This window comes from Polaromonas sp. P1_G1 (genome assembly GCF_056405595.1).
Window position 1 is genome coordinate 1 of sequence record NZ_JBFUBU010000070.1, and the last position, 16,676, is coordinate 16,676.

General features: G+C 65.1%; 15 protein-coding genes. 9 read left to right on the forward strand and 6 right to left on the reverse strand.

The annotated features are described in order from the left end of the window. Positions 1-495: 495 nt before the first annotated feature. The 5 genes from AC1D1Y_RS24460 to AC1D1Y_RS24480 form a co-directional block, all read right to left on the reverse strand. Complete coding sequence (locus tag AC1D1Y_RS24460; protein WP_477684628.1) at positions 496-1,317, reverse strand: amidohydrolase family protein; 822 nt, start codon at positions 1,315-1,317, stop codon at positions 496-498. Between the two features lie 43 nt (positions 1,318-1,360). After that, positions 1,361-2,368 (reverse strand): NAD(P)-dependent oxidoreductase, encoded by a 1,008-nt coding sequence (locus AC1D1Y_RS24465; protein WP_477684629.1) that lies wholly within the window; start codon positions 2,366-2,368, stop codon positions 1,361-1,363. A gap of 41 nt (positions 2,369-2,409) precedes the next feature. Continuing rightward, positions 2,410-3,459 carry a LacI family DNA-binding transcriptional regulator gene (locus AC1D1Y_RS24470; RefSeq protein ID WP_477684630.1) on the reverse strand — a complete coding sequence of 350 codons (1,050 nt, stop codon included), beginning with the start codon at positions 3,457-3,459 and terminating at the stop codon, positions 2,410-2,412. Positions 3,460-3,499: 40 nt separating this feature from the next. Next, positions 3,500-5,299, reverse strand: coding sequence for a TRAP transporter large permease (locus AC1D1Y_RS24475; protein WP_477684638.1), 1,800 nt, complete (start codon positions 5,297-5,299; stop codon positions 3,500-3,502). A gap of 152 nt (positions 5,300-5,451) precedes the next feature. Next, a complete protein-coding gene (locus AC1D1Y_RS24480; protein WP_477684631.1) occupies positions 5,452-6,480 on the reverse strand; it encodes a TRAP transporter substrate-binding protein in 1,029 nt (342 codons plus the stop codon). A gap of 439 nt (positions 6,481-6,919) precedes the next feature. Here AC1D1Y_RS24480 and AC1D1Y_RS24485 point away from each other — a divergent pair, with 439 nt between their 5' ends. The 8 genes from AC1D1Y_RS24485 (at position 6,920) to AC1D1Y_RS24520 (ending at position 14,778) form a co-directional block, all read left to right on the forward strand. Continuing rightward, complete coding sequence (locus tag AC1D1Y_RS24485) at positions 6,920-8,524, forward strand: ABC transporter substrate-binding protein (protein WP_477684639.1); 1,605 nt, start codon at positions 6,920-6,922, stop codon at positions 8,522-8,524. A gap of 44 nt (positions 8,525-8,568) precedes the next feature. Further along, positions 8,569-9,633, forward strand: coding sequence for an ABC transporter permease (locus tag AC1D1Y_RS24490; RefSeq protein WP_477655902.1), 1,065 nt, complete (start codon positions 8,569-8,571; stop codon positions 9,631-9,633). 145 nt (positions 9,634-9,778) lie between these two features. Beyond that, the gene (locus tag AC1D1Y_RS24495; RefSeq protein WP_477684632.1) at positions 9,779-10,693 is read left to right on the forward strand and encodes an ABC transporter permease; all 915 of its coding nucleotides are present in this window, start codon (positions 9,779-9,781) and stop codon (positions 10,691-10,693) included. Further along, entirely contained in the window at positions 10,690-11,541 is an 852-nt protein-coding gene (locus AC1D1Y_RS24500; RefSeq protein WP_477684633.1) for an ABC transporter ATP-binding protein, read from the forward strand. The genes AC1D1Y_RS24495 and AC1D1Y_RS24500 overlap by 4 nt, the downstream gene beginning before the upstream one ends. A gap of 20 nt (positions 11,542-11,561) precedes the next feature. Beyond that, positions 11,562-12,323: an ABC transporter ATP-binding protein gene (locus AC1D1Y_RS24505; protein WP_477684640.1), complete on the forward strand. Its 762-nt coding sequence runs from the start codon at positions 11,562-11,564 to the stop codon at positions 12,321-12,323. A gap of 83 nt (positions 12,324-12,406) precedes the next feature. After that, entirely contained in the window at positions 12,407-13,375 is a 969-nt protein-coding gene (locus tag AC1D1Y_RS24510; protein ID WP_477684634.1) for a dipeptidase, read from the forward strand. A 27-nt stretch (positions 13,376-13,402) separates the two neighbouring features. After that, entirely contained in the window at positions 13,403-13,849 is a 447-nt protein-coding gene (locus tag AC1D1Y_RS24515; RefSeq protein WP_477655906.1) for an acyl-CoA thioesterase, read from the forward strand. Positions 13,850-13,872: 23 nt separating this feature from the next. Then, on the forward strand, positions 13,873-14,778 hold the full coding sequence (locus AC1D1Y_RS24520; protein WP_477684635.1) for an EamA family transporter: 906 nt from the start codon (positions 13,873-13,875) through the stop codon (positions 14,776-14,778). On the opposite strand, the gene AC1D1Y_RS24525 is transcribed toward AC1D1Y_RS24520, so the two are convergent. Next, complete coding sequence (locus AC1D1Y_RS24525; protein ID WP_477684636.1) at positions 14,765-15,715, reverse strand: LysR family transcriptional regulator; 951 nt, start codon at positions 15,713-15,715, stop codon at positions 14,765-14,767. The two genes, AC1D1Y_RS24520 and AC1D1Y_RS24525, sit on opposite strands and share 14 nt — an antisense overlap. Before the next feature lie 100 nt (positions 15,716-15,815). Here AC1D1Y_RS24525 and AC1D1Y_RS24530 point away from each other — a divergent pair, with 100 nt between their 5' ends. Further along, positions 15,816-16,460, forward strand: coding sequence for an NAD(P)-dependent oxidoreductase (locus AC1D1Y_RS24530; RefSeq protein WP_477684637.1), 645 nt, complete (start codon positions 15,816-15,818; stop codon positions 16,458-16,460). Positions 16,461-16,676 lie beyond the last annotated feature (216 nt).

Sequence of the window (16,676 nt, forward strand, 5' to 3'; positions counted from 1 at the left end):
CTGGGTCCCTACGCTTCGCTACGGGCAACCTGCGGTGCTCGACTACGGCGGGGTCTCGCGCAAACTCGCTTCGCTCAGACAAGCGCGATCCCTGATCCGCCTACGTCTGCGCTCCTCGGCCCAGCCAGGACGGGGCAATCGGGAGCGGGGACAGAAGACAGAAATACCAAGAAGACAAATACAAACTAGGACTCGCCAAGGCGAGTCCTAGTGGTTTTCAGTATTCGGATTCTTGTCTTCGGCTGTTTGGAATTCCTTCCCCACCCCTTGTGGATGCGCCGAGGAGCGGAGGTTCAGGCGGATCAGGGATCGCGTTGTTTGAGCGAAGCGAGTTTAGCGAGACCCCGTCTGGACCGAGCACCGCAGGTTGCCCGCAGCGAAGCGTAGGGACGCAGCAACCAGGGTCGCCTTTTCCTTTGCTTACTTTTCTTTTGGCGAAGCAAAGAAAAGTGAGTAGCCGCCGGGCTACCCCCGGCCAGCAACCCTCAGCAGAGTTCACCGAAAGCCATACAACCCAGCCGGGTTCTCCACCAAAATCTTCCTCCGAACCACATCACTAGAAACCCAAGAAAACAGCAAATCGTAAAGCGCGACTTCGGAAGGCGCCGGATTCCGCCCAGGATGCGGCCAGTTACTCGCCCAGAGGCAGCGCTCAGGAAACTTCTCCGCCAGCGTGCGCGCGATCAGGCTCACGTCGTCATAGCCGGGCGCGCCGACTTTGGAGGTTTCATAAGGCGCCGACAACTTGATCCACACCTTGCCGGTATCCAGCACCCGCAGCAGCGACTGGAATGAAGGATGCTCGGGCTTGACGGGTTCCAGGAACTTGCCGTTGTGGTCTATCACCAGCTTGCAGGGCAGGCGCTTGAGCACTTCTTCATGGTCGGGAAAATTGCGGCCATCCAACTGCAGGTTGACCATCCAGCCCATCGCGGCCAGCCGAGCCGCCATGGGTTCCAGCGAACGCCACTCCAGCACCGGATTGATCATCATGTAGCGCACGCCGCAGATGCCGCCGTCATGCAAGCGCCGCAGTTCGGCATCCGTCACCTCCGGCGCCACCAGCGCGATGCCGCGGCCCGACTCGCCGAGCTGGGCGACGGCGTCCAGCGTGCAGGTGTTGTCAAAGCCGTAGGCCGAGGGCTGGACAATGACGGCGCGGCTCAGGCCCAGCGCCTTTTGCACTTCACGATAGGCCGACACCGGCAGATGCGGCGGCACCCAGGCCACGTTGGGCACCATGGGGTATTTGTCTTCGTAGATGTGCACGTGGCAGTCGCAGGCGCCGGCGTACATGGTGTTCTGGGTGGCTTGCATGAAAAAAAGCTTTCGCAAAAAAAGTGGGAAGTGACGGCGTAGTTCAGGCTGTTTGCGGCGCCTGGGTGGCCTGTTGCCAGCGCCTGGCCTCGGCCGCATTCACCGCGCCCTGCGGCGCGCGGCCCCGCAGCAGTTCGGCCACCTGGGCCACCGTCTCCAGCGCCTGGTGTTCCACCGCCGGCGGCGTGAGGCCGCCGATATGCGGCGAGGCGATCACACGCGGGTGCGCGGCCACACGCGGCGAGGGCATCTGGTCGGGCGCGCGGCCCACGTCCACCGCGCAGCCGGCGATCGTGCCGGCGTCGAGCGCCGCGAGCAACGCTTCGTCATCGACCAGGTTGCCGCGCGAGGCATTGATGAAAAACGCGCCGGGTTTCATGGCCGCGAAGGTCGTCGCGTTCATCATGTTCTCGGTGGCCTCGGTCGCGGCGGCCAAGCAGACCACGTAGTCGGAACGCTGCAGCAGCGGCAACAGCTCGACCTGCTCGAGTTCCTTGCGGCCGACGGGCGTGTAGGGATCGTGCACCACGATGCGCATGCCCAGCGCCAGCGCCACGTCGCAAAGGTAGCGGCTGATCTGCCCATAACCGATGACACCCAGCGTGGCGCCGCGCAGCTCGCGGCCCATTGCGGGGGTGACAGGCCGGCCGGCGTGGTAGTCGGCCGTGGTCGCGCTGATGTGGCGGCTCAGATCGATCATCACGCCGACGATCCATTCGCTGACCGAGGCGATAAATCCCGCGCTGGCCTGGGTGACCAGCACGCCGTGGCGGCTGGCGGCCGCTACGTCGATGTTGCGGATGTCGATGGCGCAGCGCACAAAGGCCAGCAGCTGCGGCAGGCTGGCGAACAAGGCCTCGTCGCCCACCGTCTGGCGGTAGGAGATGATGACCTCGCAATCGCCGGCCAGCGCGGCCAGCTCGGAGGAGGAGAGGTCGGTGTCGCCTGGGTTGAAGCGCACGTCGGCAATGGCCTTGAGCGCGGCGATGGCGCGGTCGCCGAAGTAGTGCGCGAGCTTGCTCTGGGGATGGCTGACAAAAACCGTTGTCATTCAAAAACCTTGTGTTCTGTCTGTCTCAAAGTCAAAAAAAGTCAGCGCTTGCCTGCGCGGTATTCGGCAACCGAATCGCGCGCCACGAGCGTGGGCTGGAAGATGAATTCCTGCGTGGCGATGGACGGATCGGCCAGCCGGCTCATCACGCGTTCGACCATGACCTGCGCCATCTCGGGCACCGGCAGGCGCACGCTGGTCATGGCCGGGTGCATCAGCGTGGAGAGGAAGACGTTGTCGATGCCGATCACCGAGACGTCTTCGGGCACCGCCAGGCCGGCGTCGCGAAAACCCGCCATCAGGCCGAAAGCCATCAGGTCGTTGACGCCGATCACGCCGGTAGGCCGATCCGGCAATTTGGCCAGCAGGCCGGCCTGGGCGCGGCCCACTTCGCTCATCATCGAATCGCCGTACTCGTCGACCGGCGTGCCTTCGACGACGCGGGCGCTGCCTTCCAGCCCCGCGCTTTTGGCGGCCGACAGGAAGCCGGCGATCTTCTCGTTACGGCTCATGGTGCGGCCGGCCGGCGTGACGAAGGCCAGGCGGCGGTGGCCCAGGTCTATGAGGTGCTGCGTGGCGATGCGCGCCGACTCGAAGCTGTCCACCGTGACGTGGTCGACGATGGAGCGCATGTTCGGCGTGGCGCGCCTGTCGTAGCTCACCATCACCATCCCGCGTTCGGCCGCGGCCTCCACGTGCTGCTCGTCGATCAGTGAGGAGATGATGATCACGCCGCGCACGCCGTGCGCCAGCAGGTCGTCGAAGAAGCGCGTCTCCTTGTCCCTGTCGCGGTAGGTGTTGCCTATCATGATGCGAAAGCCGTAGCGCTCCTGCGCCAGGGTCTCGATCTCGCGCGCGATGAAGCCGTACATCGGGTTGGCCATGGACGGCACCAGCAGCCCTATCAGCGGCGTGTAGCCGGTCTTCAGCTGGCGCGCCGTGGAGTTGGGCCGGTACTTGAGCTCGGCGATGGCGGCCTCCACGCGCGCCAGCGTCTCGGCGGCCATGCGGTTGGCGCGGCCGTTGAGCACGTTGGACACGGTGCTGGTGGAAACCCCGGCCAGGCTGGCGACATCTCGGATCTTGCTCACGTTTTTTGTCCTGTCTTTTTGAATGCGTCTGCTGGCATTTTCACAGGCCCATGCGGGTCGGTAGCCACAAAGAAAATTGCGGCACCAGCACCAGCAGGATCAGCGTGACGAACAGCACCGCCAGGTATTTCATCATGGGCCGGGCCACGTCCTTGACGTGCGTGCCGGTGATGGCGCAGGTGGCGAACAGCCCCAGCCCGACCGGCGGCGCGAACAAGCCCAATCCCATGGCAATCACCATGACGGTTCCAAAATGTAATGGATTGACGCCCAGCTGGGAGGCAATCGGCGTCAGCAGGGGCCCGAAAATGATCAGCGCGGGCGCGCCTTCCAGCACGGCCCCGAAGACGATCATGATGAGCACCGACAGCAATACGAACATGGTGCTGCCATAGGAATGCGCAAAGCCGATCATGAAGGTCGACAGGTATTGCGGGATCTGCTGGATGGTCAGCGCAAACGACACGCTGGACGCCGCCGCGACGATGAACAGGATGCCGCCGGCCATGGAGGCCGAACGCACGAAGAGCTGCGCCACCGACTTGACGGTGAGCTCGCGAAACGCCAGCCAGCCCACCACCAGCGCATAGACCACGGCGAAGGCCGAGACCTCGGTGGAGGTCGCGACGCCTGACGTGACGCCCTTGCCTATCATGGCCACCATGACCAGCGCCACCATCGCCCCGCCCAGCAGGCGGAACATTGGCGTGCGCACGTCGAAGGCTTCGTCGGGGTTGATGCGCGTGCCCACATAAATCGTCACCGCCGCCAGCGACAGCGCCAGCACGGCGGCCGGCACCAGGCCGGCCATGAAGAGGCCGGCAATCGAGATGTTGGCGACGAAGCCCATGATGATCATGTTGATGCAGGGCGGGATGGTCTCGGCCATCACGGCCGTGCAGGCCAGCAGGCCGGCGGTTTCGTTCGGGTCCTGTTTGGTCTTGCGCACGGCCGGCATGATGATGCCGCCCACCGCCGCGATGTCGGCCAGCTTGGAGCCCGACACGCCCGAGAAAAAGGCGGTGGCGGTGATGGTGATCAGCCCCAGCCCGCCGCGCACCCGGCCGAACATGCGCAGCAGCAGCTCGATGAGGCGAGACGACATGCCGTTGGACTCCATCAGCAGCCCGGCCAGCACAAAGAAGGGAATTGCMAGCAGCACGTAATGGTCGGTGCCCGCCATCACCTGCTGCGAATACACCAGCATCGGCAGGGACGGGTCGGCCATGAAGAAGACCAGCGACGACAGCCCCAGCACAAAGGCGATCGGCACGCCCAGCAGCAGCCCGCCGACGAAACCCACGGTCAGCAGCATCCAGGGCTTGATGGCCATGCCGGGCAGCAGCATGTTCCAGCCCACCACCGCCGCCACCATGGCGATGCCGACGCCCAGCGTCGACCACACCACGCGCGAAGGGCCGTTGACCGCGTTGGCCAGGCCGAACATCGTCATGAACAGGCTGCCGATGACCACCGGGAAGGTGTAGATCCACTGCGGCAGGCCTATGGGCGTGGTGCTGGACCAGGAGTCCACCAGCAGGCCGACGGAAGAGACGAACAGGCAGGCCGACACGGCCACGATGATCCAGCTCGCGAATTGCATCAGCGCCGGTTGCCAGCGCGCCGGCAGCAGGCCGCGGAAGATGTCCACGCCCACGTGCTGGCTGCGCGCCAGCACTGTGGCCGCGCCGAAGAACACCAGCACGATCATGAGGGCGCGCGCCACCTCCTCGGCCCAATCGAAGGGCTCGTGCAGGAAGTAGCGGAACACCACCGAGACAAACACCACCAGCACGTCAACGGCCAGCACCACGCCCGCGGCGTATTCGGTCATGCGCATCAGCCAGGCCAGCCAGCGGCCGGGCGAATGGCCGACGCTGAAGCCGGGCGCGGACGCGTGCGCCGGATTGTGCGAGAGGGCTTCAGGCAGGGCGGCGGGCGCCACCGCGGGCGCCGTTCCGGGCAGGGCCGCGGACATGCTGGCTTCCATGCTCAGCCCCGCGCCGCGCTGATCGCCGTGAACAGCGGCGCGGTTTCAGGGTATTGCTTGGCAAAGCCGGCCCAGAGCTTGGTTTCCATTTCCTTGCGGACCTGGTCGCGCTCGTTTTTGGCCATGGGCGTGAAGGTGATGCCGAGCTTCTTGAGGTCTTCGATGCCCTGCAAGCCTTTGTCGGTGCCGGTCTTGCGCAGCTGGACGGTCGAATCGGCGGCGGCCTTCATKAAAGCCGGGCGCAACTCGGCCGGGATCCTGTCAACGCCGCGTTTGCCCATGATGCAGACCATGGGGCTGAACAGGTGCTCGGTCATCCAGCAGTGCTTGACGACCTCGTTGAGCTTGCTCGCCAGCACCGTGCCCGAGTCATGCTCGAAGCCGTCGACCACGCCGGTCTGCGCGGCCATGTAGAGCTCGCCGAAGGAAATCGGCGTGGGGATGGCGCCCATGATCTTGAAGGTCTCGATAAAGGCCGGCGTCGGCAGCACGCGCAGTTTGACGTTCTTGATGTCGGCCAGCGACTTCACCGGCTGCTTGGTGTAGACGTTGCGTGCGCCGTAATGGGCGCTCCAGGTGATGACCTGGCAGCCCGTGCTTTTTTGCAGCATCTCGTTGAGTTTTGCGCCCACGCCGCTGTCCAGCGCCTTGGCCACGTGCTCGTAGCTGTCGAACAGGTAGCCGAGGTCCAGCATGCCGAGCTGCGGCGTCACCGTGGCCCAGATGGACGAACCGGTCAGCATCATGTCGATGGAGCCGACCTTGACCTGCTGCACCACGTCGCTTTCCTTGCCGAGCTGGTTGTTGGGGAAGTAGTCGATGCGGATCTTGTCGCCCACGGCCTTCTTGAGGTTGGCCTCCATGAGCTGCTGCCAGGCGAAGTGCGAGGAGTTGAGGTCGGGCAGGTGCGCGGACGACAGGCGCAGCGCGACGGTGGACTGGGCTTTTGCCAGGCCCGAAAACCCGGTCGCCATGGCAACAGAGGCGGCGGACGTGGTCTGGACGAAGCGGCGGCGTGAAAGGGAAGTCATTTTTTGTCTCCTGAGGTGTTTTGCGATCGCTGGGATCTCGGCGTTCTGTCGGTTCTTTGTAGAACGATTTACTGTATCGTTACACCAAATTGCCCGTCAAGCCGGGAAGGATGGGTTTTTGATAGGTGTTTTCCTCCGTAAACGGGTGTTTTCGAACCGTTCGGGATGTCAGAGCCCAGCCTCGTGAAATTTGCGCCAAGCAAACCCGACGCCCCTTTTTGGTTCGTTCGGCAATCGCGGAAAACCCGGGTCTTGACGAGACCCCGCAGCGGCGCAGAATGCATCAGCCTGCCAGCTTGTATGTACAAGTTACAGGCAGCAACAAGCGGGGTGGTGGGCACGGTTCGTGCTCACCTCCAGGGCTCCGGGCGCAGTCGCCACAAGCGGCGCAGCGTATTCTTTTTGAACCGTCCAACCGAAGGAAACCATCTTGAACCACATGCTTCCCCTTTTCAGCCGCCGGGTGCTTTGCGCCACCGCAGCGGCCGCCATGCTGGCCTGCGGCGCCGGTGCCGCCCTGGCCGCCACGCCCAAGGACACGCTGGTGCTGGCCTTCGGCTTTGACGACATCATCACCATGGATCCGGCCGAGGCCTTCGAGCTGTCTGCTGGCGAAATCATGGGCAACACCTACGACCGCCTGCTGCGCCTGGACGTCAACGACCCCTCCAAACTGGTCGGTGACGTGGCCAAGTCCTGGAACGTCTCGGCCGACGGCAAGACCTACACCTTCGAGATCAAGCCCGGCATCAAGTTCGCATCGGGCAACCCGCTCACGGCGGACGAAGTGGCCTACTCGCTACAGCGTGCCGTGATGCTGGACAAATCCCCGGCCTTCATCCTGACGCAGTTCGGTTTTTCCAAGGCCAACGTCAAGGACAAGATCAAGGCCACCAGCCCGACCGTGCTGACCATGGAGACCGACAAAGCCTATGCGCCGACCTTCGTCTTCAACTGCCTGACGGCCAATGTGGCCGGCATTGTCGACATGAAACTGGTGCAGTCCAAGGAGGTCAACGGCGACTGGGGTTATGCCTGGCTCAAGACCAATTACGCCGGTTCCGGGCCGCTCAAGCTGCGCGAATGGCGCGCCAATGAAATCGTGGCGCTGGAGCGCAACGACAACTACTACGGCCCCAAGCCCAAGCTGGCCCGGGTGATCTACCGCCACGTGAAGGAGTCGGCCACGCAGCGCCTGCTGCTGGAAAAAGGCGACATCGACATCGCCCGCAACCTGAGTCCGCAGGACATCGCGGCACTCTCGGCCAACAAGGACGTGAAGCTCACCTCCACGCCCAAGGGCACTGTCTACTACATCAGCCTGAACCAGAAGAACCCCAACCTGGCCAAGCCCGAAGTGCGCGAGGCCATGAAATACCTCGTCGACTACGGCGCCATCGGCGACACGCTGGTCAAGAACATCGGCGTGATCAACCAGAACTTCCTGCCCCAGGGCCTGCTGGGCGCCAGCACCGACAAACCCTACAAGCTCGACGTGGCCAAAGCCAAGCAGCTGCTGGCCAAAGCCGGCCTGCCCAACGGCTTCAAGGTGACCATAGACATGCGCACCATCCAGCCGGTGCAAGGCATCACCGAGGCCTTCCAGCAGACTGCCAAGCAGGCCGGCATCGACGTCGAGATCATTCCCGGCGACGGCAAGCAGACGCTGACCAAGTACCGCGCGCGCACCCACGACATGTACATCGGCCAGTGGGGCGCCGACTACTGGGATCCGCATTCGAACGCCGACACCTTCACGCGCAACCCCGACAACGCCGACGACGCCAAGGCCAAACCGCTGGCTTGGCGCAATGCCTGGGCGATTCCCGAGCTGACCAAGCAATCGGACGCCGCGGTGCTCGAACGCGACGCCGGCAAGCGCAAGAAGATGTATGAAGAGCTGCAGGCCGAGTTCCGCAAGACCAGCCCCTTCATCATGCTGTACCAGCAAACCGAGGTGGCGGCCTTCCGCAACAACGTGGACGGCCTGAAGCTGGGCCCGACCTTCGACAGCAACTACATGTTCAACGCGTCCAAGCGCTGACAGCTCCACCGACTTTGGCCATCCCCGACCCCACGGCAGCCGGCATGGCGCCGCTCACCGCGGTGAGCGCGCGCACTGCCGGGCAACGCCTGACGCCGCACGCCAAGAGCTTCGGCAATTTCCTGGTGGTGATTTTGCTCACCTACCTGGGCCTGCTCGCCGTGACTTTCTTCATAGGCCGGGTGATTCCCATAGACCCGGTGCTGGCCATCGTGGGCGACCGGGCGCCGGCCCATGTGATTGAGCGCGCGCGCCAGGAACTGGGGCTGGACAAACCGCTTTACCAGCAGTTCTACATCTACCTCGGCAAGGTGCTCAAGGGCGACTTCGGTGTCTCGGTGCTGACCGCCAACCCGGTGATGACGGACATCAAGCGCGCCTTTCCGGCCACGCTGGAGCTCGCCAGCCTGGGCATATTGATAGGCGCGGGCCTGGGCGTTCCTCTGGGCGTGTGGGCGGCGGTGCGGCGCGGCAAGCTGGTGGACCAGGTGGTGCGCGTGATCGGCCTGGTCGGTTATTCAGTGCCCATCTTCTGGCTCGGGCTGATGGCGCTGGTGGTGTTTTATGCGCGCCTGGGCTGGGTGTCGGGGCCGGGACGCATCGACGTCACCTATGAATACACGCTCACGCCCGTCACCGGTCTGCTTTTGCTCGACACCGCCATGGCCGGAGAGTGGGAGGCTTTCCGCAATGTGTTTTCGCACCTGATACTGCCGGCCTCGTTGCTCGGTTATTTCGCGCTGGCCTACATCAGCCGCATGACGCGCTCCTTCATGCTCAACGAACTCGCACAGGAATACGTGATCGCTGCGCGCGCCAAGGGCCTGTCGGAGTCGCGCATCATCTGGCGCCACGCGCTGCGCAATGCCATGGTGCCGCTGGTGACGGTGATTGCGCTGTCGTATGCGGGCCTGCTCGAAGGCTCAGTGCTGACCGAAACCGTGTTTGCCTGGCCGGGCCTGGGCTTGTACATCACCAACTCGCTGCAGAACGCCGACATGAACGCGGTGCTGGGCGGCACCATCATCGTGGGCTCGATCTTTGTGGGCTTGAATCTCTTGTCTGACGTTTTATACAAGTTGCTAGACCCAAGGACACGCATCCGATGAAGGAGACCTCCATAAATCCGATTCCCGGGCGCATGGCGGCGTTGCACCGTGCTCGGAATCCTCATGCACGCAAGTGCATTCCGGTGTCCTGCGCGCGTTGCGCCTTGCCCTGCATCCCGGCAATCGAATTTCTGGAGGTCTCCTTGTGATCTCAAAAAGTGCATCCCTGCGCGACTGGCTCGCCACCGACAGGCCGGGCTCGCGCCGCCAGGCCTTTATGGGCCGGGTGTACCACGGGTGCCGAGATTTTTCGCGCAACCGGCTGGCGATGCTGGGCCTGCTCATCGTGCTGGGCCTGGTCGGGGTGGCGATCTTTGCCGACCTGCTGGCGCCTTATTCAGCCTATACCGGCGACCTGCGCACCACGCGGCTGTTGCCGCCTTCATGGGCGCACTGGTTCGGCACCGACGATCAGGGGCGCGACATCCTCTCGCGCATCATCATCGGCTCGCGCATCACGCTGATGGTGGTGATCCTGGTGGCGGTGCTGGCTGCGCCGCTGGGCCTGATTGTCGGCACTGTGGCCGGTTATGCCGGCGGCTGGGTCGATGCGGTGCTGATGCGCATCACCGATATCTTCCTGGCGTTTCCGCGCCTGATCCTGGCGCTGGCCTTTGTCGCGGCGCTGGGCCCGGGCATACAGAACGCGGTGATCGCCATCGCCATCACCTCCTGGCCGCCTTATGCCCGCATGGCGCGGGCCGAGACGCTGACGATACGCCAGACCGACTACATCGCCGCCGTGCAGTTGCTGGGCGCCTCGCCCTGGCGCATCGTGCTGGGCCACATCATGCCGCTGTGCCTGTCCTCGGTGATCGTGCGTGTCACGCTGGATATGGCCGGCATCATCCTGACGGCCGCCGGCCTGGGCTTCCTGGGCCTGGGCGCGCAGCCGCCCATGCCGGAATGGGGCGCGATGATCGCCAACGGCCGCCTCTACGTGTTGGACCAATGGTGGGTGGCGGCCGCGCCCGGCGCCGCGATTTTTGTCGTGAGCCTGGCCTTCAACCTGCTGGGCGACGGCCTGCGCGATGCGCTGGATCCGAAGGCCGCGAAATGACGACGAACTCCGCAACACCCCTGCTGGTTGTAGACGACCTGCGCGTCAGCTTCCCGCGCCGCGACGGCGGCATGACGGAAGCGGTGCGCGGTGTCTCTTTCACCTTGGGCCGCGAGCGCCTGGGCATCGTCGGCGAGTCGGGATCCGGGAAGTCGCAGACCGGCCGCGCCATCATGGGGCTGACCGCGCCGGAAGGCCGCATCAGCGCCAAACGCCTTGAATTTTCCGGCGTGGATTTGCTCAACTGTGCGCCGGCCCAGCGCCGCGAGTTGCGCGGCGGCCGCATCGCCATGGTGCTGCAGGACCCGAAGTTTTCGCTGAACCCGGTCATGACCATAGGCGCGCAGATTGTGGAGACGCTGCAGGCGCACACCCGTGTTTCAACGGCGGAAGCGAAAAAACGCGCGCTCGTCGCGCTGGAGTCGGTGCGCATCGACGACCCGGCGCGTGTCTACAAGCTTTATCCGCATGAGGTGTCGGGCGGCATGGGCCAGCGCGCGATGATCGCCATGATGCTGATCGCCGACCCCGACCTGCTGATCGCCGACGAGCCGACCTCGGCCCTGGATGTGACCGTGCAGTTGCAGGTGCTGTCCATCCTCGACGCCCTGGTGGCCGAACGCGGCATGGGCTTGATCCTGGTGTCGCATGACCTGCGGCTGGTGTCCACCTTCTGCGACCGCATCCTGGTGATGTATGCCGGCCGGGTGGTGGAAGAGCTGGCCGCCGGCGGCCTGGCGAACGCGCAGCATCCTTACACGCGCGGCCTGATGGCTTGCCTGCCGCAGCTGGGCAAATCGACGCACCCGCTGGCCACGCTGGACCGCAAACCGGAGTGGGCGCTGTGAGCTCGGCCGCATCCAGCGCGCTGGGCCTGGAGGCCAGCGGCCTGCGCGTGGTCTACGACGGTTTTGTCGCGGTTGCCGACACGTCGTTTACCGTGAACCCCGGCGAGAGTTTCGGCATCGTCGGCGAATCGGGCTCCGGCAAGTCCACGGTGCTGCGCGCCATTTGCGGGTTGGCGCCGCGCACGGCCGGCACGGTCCGGTTGCTCGGCCAGGACAGCGCGCCCGGCAGCAAGGCCTTCAGGCGGCAGGTGCAGATGGTGTTCCAGGACCCCTATGGTTCGCTGCACCCGCGCCATACGGTGGACCGTATCCTGGCCGAGCCGCTGGCCATCCACGGCATCGCCGATGCGGAAGCGCGCATAGAACGCGCACTTGAAGAAGTCGGCCTGGGCACCGGTTTTCGTTTTCGTTACCCGCACCAGCTTTCGGGCGGCCAGCGCCAGCGCATCGCGATCGCGCGGGCCCTGATCCTGGAACCGCAAATCCTGCTGCTGGACGAACCGACCTCGGCGCTGGACGCTTCGGTGCAGGCCGAGGTGCTGAATCTGCTCGAGGAACTGCGCCGCCGGCGCGGACTGACCTTCATCATGGTGAGCCACGACCTGGCCGTCGTCACCCACCTGTGCGAGCGGCTCATGGTGATGCAGCGCGGCCAGACGGTGGAAATGCTGGCCTCGGCCGACCTCGCGGCGCACAAGGCCAGCAACGCCTACACGCTGAGCCTGATGGAGGCTTCCACCGGCTTCAAGCGCCACACGGCCGAGGCGACAGCCGTCGCGTAAATCGTTACCGCGCCCCGCTGGCGCGCCGGCCGGCCGCGTGATTTAATTTCTTCTCATCCTCTTTAATAACAAACGCCGCCGCCATGATCCACTGGGAAGCCCACGCCTGTCTGCCGCTGCACCCGGCGGCCGATTTTTCGCCGATGGACGCGCTGCGCGTGGCGGGCGTCCACTACGTTTCCATCAACGTCGGCATGGACATGAACCCGGTGGCGCAAATCATGGCGGTGATCGCCGCCTTCCGCGCGAAGATCGCAGCGAACCCCGAGCGCTACCGGCTGGTGTCCAGCGTGGCCGACATCCGCGAGGCCGCGGCGGCGGGCCGGCTTGCCATCGGCTTTGACCTCGAAGGCGCGATGCCGCTGCAGGAGCATCCCGAAATGGTGGCGCTGTACCGCGACCTGGGCGTGCGGCAAATCCACTTCGCCTACAACCGCAACAACAGCGTGGCCGACGGCTGCCATGACGAGGCGCGCGGCCTCACGCCGCTGGGCGTGCGCATGGTGCGGGCCGTCAATGAGGCGGGGATGTTGATGGACTGCTCGCACACCGGCCGCCGCTGCAGCCTGGACATCATGGCGGCCTCTTCAAAGCCGGTGATCTTCAGCCACGCCAACCCGCTGGCGCTGGTCGAGCACGGCCGCAACATCAGCGACGAGCAGATACGCGCCTGCGCCGCGACCGGCGGTGTGGTCTGCGTCTCGGGCGTCTCGGCTTTTCTCGGCACCACCACACCGGACGCGAACGACATGGCGCGGCACGTGGCCTATGTGGCCGGCCTGGTCGGCGCGCAGCATGTGGGCATAGGCCTGGACATCAGCTTCCGGCAGGACGAACTCAACGACAACCCGCCCGGCGACTATGACCCCACTTACTGGTGGCCGAAGTCGGCCGGCTACAACCGCGCCGTGCAGCGCATGACTTACACGCCTGTCGAGACCTGGCAGCTGCTGCCTGACGCGCTGCGCCAGGTGGGACTGGACGAGGCCGAGATCAACGGCGTGATGGGCGACAATATGATGCGTGTCGCCGCCACCGTCTGGCACGACTGAACATCCCGCAATCCACCGGCAGCCCCCATGTCATCCATCACCCTTCGCTTCCTGGCCGAACCCAGCACCGTCAACTTCGGCGGCAAGGTGCACGGCGGCACCGTCATGAAATGGATTGACGAAGCCGGCTATGCCTGCGCCACCAGCTGGGCCAAGCGCTACTGCGTCACCGTCTCGGTGGGCAGCATCCGCTTCCAGCGTCCCATCATGATCGGCGACCTGGTCGAAGTCGAAGCCCGCCTGGCCTACACCGGCACGACCAGCATGAACATCTCGGTGGAAGTGCGCGCCGGTGACATGAAGGTCGGCCAGATGCAGGTCATCACCGAATGCCTGGTGGTGTTTGTCGCGGTGGACCTGGACGGCAAGGCCTTGCCCGCCCAGGAATGGCGGCCCGAGACGCCCGGCGACGTCGCGCTGGCCCAGCGCGTCAAGGCGCACCTGGACGCCGCGCGCAACATGCAGCTGGGCTGAGCCGCGCCCCACTCCCAATCCCGATGCAGAACAATGCCCTGACGGGCCGCGACCTCGCGGCCGCCCTTACGGTGGTGGTGTTGTGGGGCGTCAATTTTGTGGTGATGAAATTCGCGCTGCGCGACTTCACACCTTTTCAGCTGGGCACCGCCCGCTACGTGTTTGCGGTGCTGCCGCTGATTCTGCTCATTCGCCCGCCCAAAATCGCCTGGAAATGGATTGTGTTTTACGGCCTTTTTCAGGGCGTGGGCCAATTCGGCGTTTTGTTTCTGGCGCTCAAGGTCGGCATGACGGCAGCGTTGGCATCGGTGCTGCAGCAGACCCAGGTGTTCTGGACCGCGCTGTTCGGTTTTGTGCTGCTGCACGAACGCGCCAGCCGCCCGCTGCAGATGGGCCTGGTGCTCGCGGCGCTGGGCCTGGCCTGCTTCGCGCTCAACTACATCGGCACGGACGGCGGCGGCGCGACCACGCCGCTGGGCTTTGTGCTCACTCTGTGTGCGGCGGCCATGTGGGCCATGTCCAACATTGTGGCGCGGCGTGTGCAGCAGACCTACAAGGACTATTCGCCGCTGTCGTTTGTGGTGTGGAGCAGCCTGGTGGCCGTGCTGCCTTTTGCGGCGCTGTCCTGGGCTTTCGATCCCGAGGCCGTGCGCTGGCATTGGCTGGAGGCGCGCGCCTCCAGTTGGGCGGCAGTGGCCTACCTGGGCTGGGCCGCCACCATCCTGGGCTACGGCCTGTGGACGAATCTGCTCAAACGCCACCCCGCGAACCGCGTTGCGCCCTTCAGCCTGGGCGTGCCCGTGGTGGGCCTGGCCACCGGCATGCTGGTGCTGGGCGAGGTCGTCACGCCCTGGCAATGGGCCGGTGTCGCGTTTGTGGTGGCCGCGCTGGCGTGTGTGATGCTGGGCGGGCTGGTCAAGCGGCGTTAGCGCTTCGGGCGGCGGCAGYCATGCCGCCGTTGTCCTGTCGGGCGGCAAACCAGGCTGCCAGTAAATCCAGCGTATGCCGCACCTTCGCCGGCTGCTCTCCGCGCCGCGGTGTGACGGCATAAAGCGGCATGTCCGTCATCCGCCAGCCGGGCAGCACCGGCAGCAGCCTGCCGTCGGCCAGCGCCTGGCGGTCGTCTTCACTCACCGCCATGCTGATGCCCCAGCCTGCCACGCACAGTGCATGCACGGCCGTGACCTGCGAGGCCTGCACGCGCGCCTCCAGCCGCAAGGTTTCACGCTCGCCGCCGGGGCCTTCCAGCTCGAGCATCTCCGCCCCCGTGTTTTGCGGCCGGCTGGCCAGCCAGTCGTGCTGCAGCAAATCCTGTGGGTGCGCGGGCCAGCCGCGCTCGGCCAGGTAGGCCGGTGAGGCGCACAGCACGCGCGTCATGCTGCCCAGCTTGCGCGCCACCAGCGATGAGTCGGCCAGATGCCCCACCCGCAGGGCGATGTCCACCCGCTGCTCGATCAGGTCGATGACGGTGTCGTCCAGCAGTAGCCGCAGGCTGAGCTTGGGATGGCCGCGCAGCGGCGCCAGCGCCGATGCCAGCAGGCCGCCGAAGCCTATGGGCGCGGCCAGCCGCAGTTCGCCCTCGGGTTCATCGCGCAGGCGCACCAGCGCCTGTTCGGCCTCGCGCGCGGCGCCCACCATGGCGGCGCAGCCGGCGTGGTAGCGCTCACCGGCCTCGGTCAGCGTCAGGCGCCGGGTTGAGCGGTGCAGCAGGGCCAGGCCCAGTGCCTGCTCGAGCTGGCGCAAATGCTGGCTCACGGCCGACGGCGTCATGCCCAGCCGGCGCGCCGCCGCCGTCAGCGACCCCGCCGCCACGACCTCGGCAAAGACGGCCATGCGTTTGAGCTGGTCCAGGGATTTATCGCTCATTGATTAGTAATGCTTAAGGATGTTGGCGAATTTTGCCAACTATTCAGTTGCTTGTGAAGCAATCAAACTAGTGGCTTCTTTCATCAACAGGGAAATTTCCATGAACATCGCACTCATTGGCGCCACCGGTTTTATCGGCGCACCGATTCTTTCCGAACTGCTGGGCCGCGGCCACAAGGTCACCGTGCTGGCCCGCAACCCCGGCAAAGTCACGCCGCAAACCGGCCTCAAAGTCGTGGCCGCCGACGCACTCGACGCCGACCAGGTCGCCAAGGCCGTGGCCGGCCATGACGCCCTCATCAGCGCCTACAACCCCGGCTGGGGCGAGCCGAAGATTTATGACCTGCACCTGCAGGCCAGCCAGGCCATCGTCAAGGGCGTCAAGCAGGCCGGCCTGAAGCGCCTGCTGGTGATAGGCGGCGCCGGCAGCCTGTATGTGGCGCCCGGCCTGCAACTGGTCGACACCCCGGAGTTTCCCGCCGAATACAAGCAGGGTGCGCTGGCCGCGCGCGAGGCGCTGAACCAGCTCAAGCTTGAAAGCGCGCTGGACTGGAGTTTTGTTTCGCCCCCCATTGGGTTGGCGCCCGGCGAGCGTACTGGCAAATACCGGCTCGGCGGCGACGAACTGCTGGCCGGGCAGGGGGATAAGCCGGCTGGTATCTCGGTGGCCGATCTGGCCGTGGCCATCGTGGATGAGGTTGAGGCGCCTCGGCATGTGCGACAGCGGTTTACTGTGGCCAATTGACGCTGATTGGCCTTGCAGCGGTTGGCCGGGTCTTGCTCCGGTCTTTGCGCTTCGGTTCTCTCTTCTAAGTTCTGCTGGCCGGGGGTTGCCCGGCGGCAAGTAACTTTCTTTTGCTTCGCCAAAAGAAAGTCACCAAAGAAAAGGCGACCCGCAGTCTGGGTCCCTACGCTTCGCTTCGGGCAACCTGCGGTGCTCGACTACGGCGGGGTCTCGCGC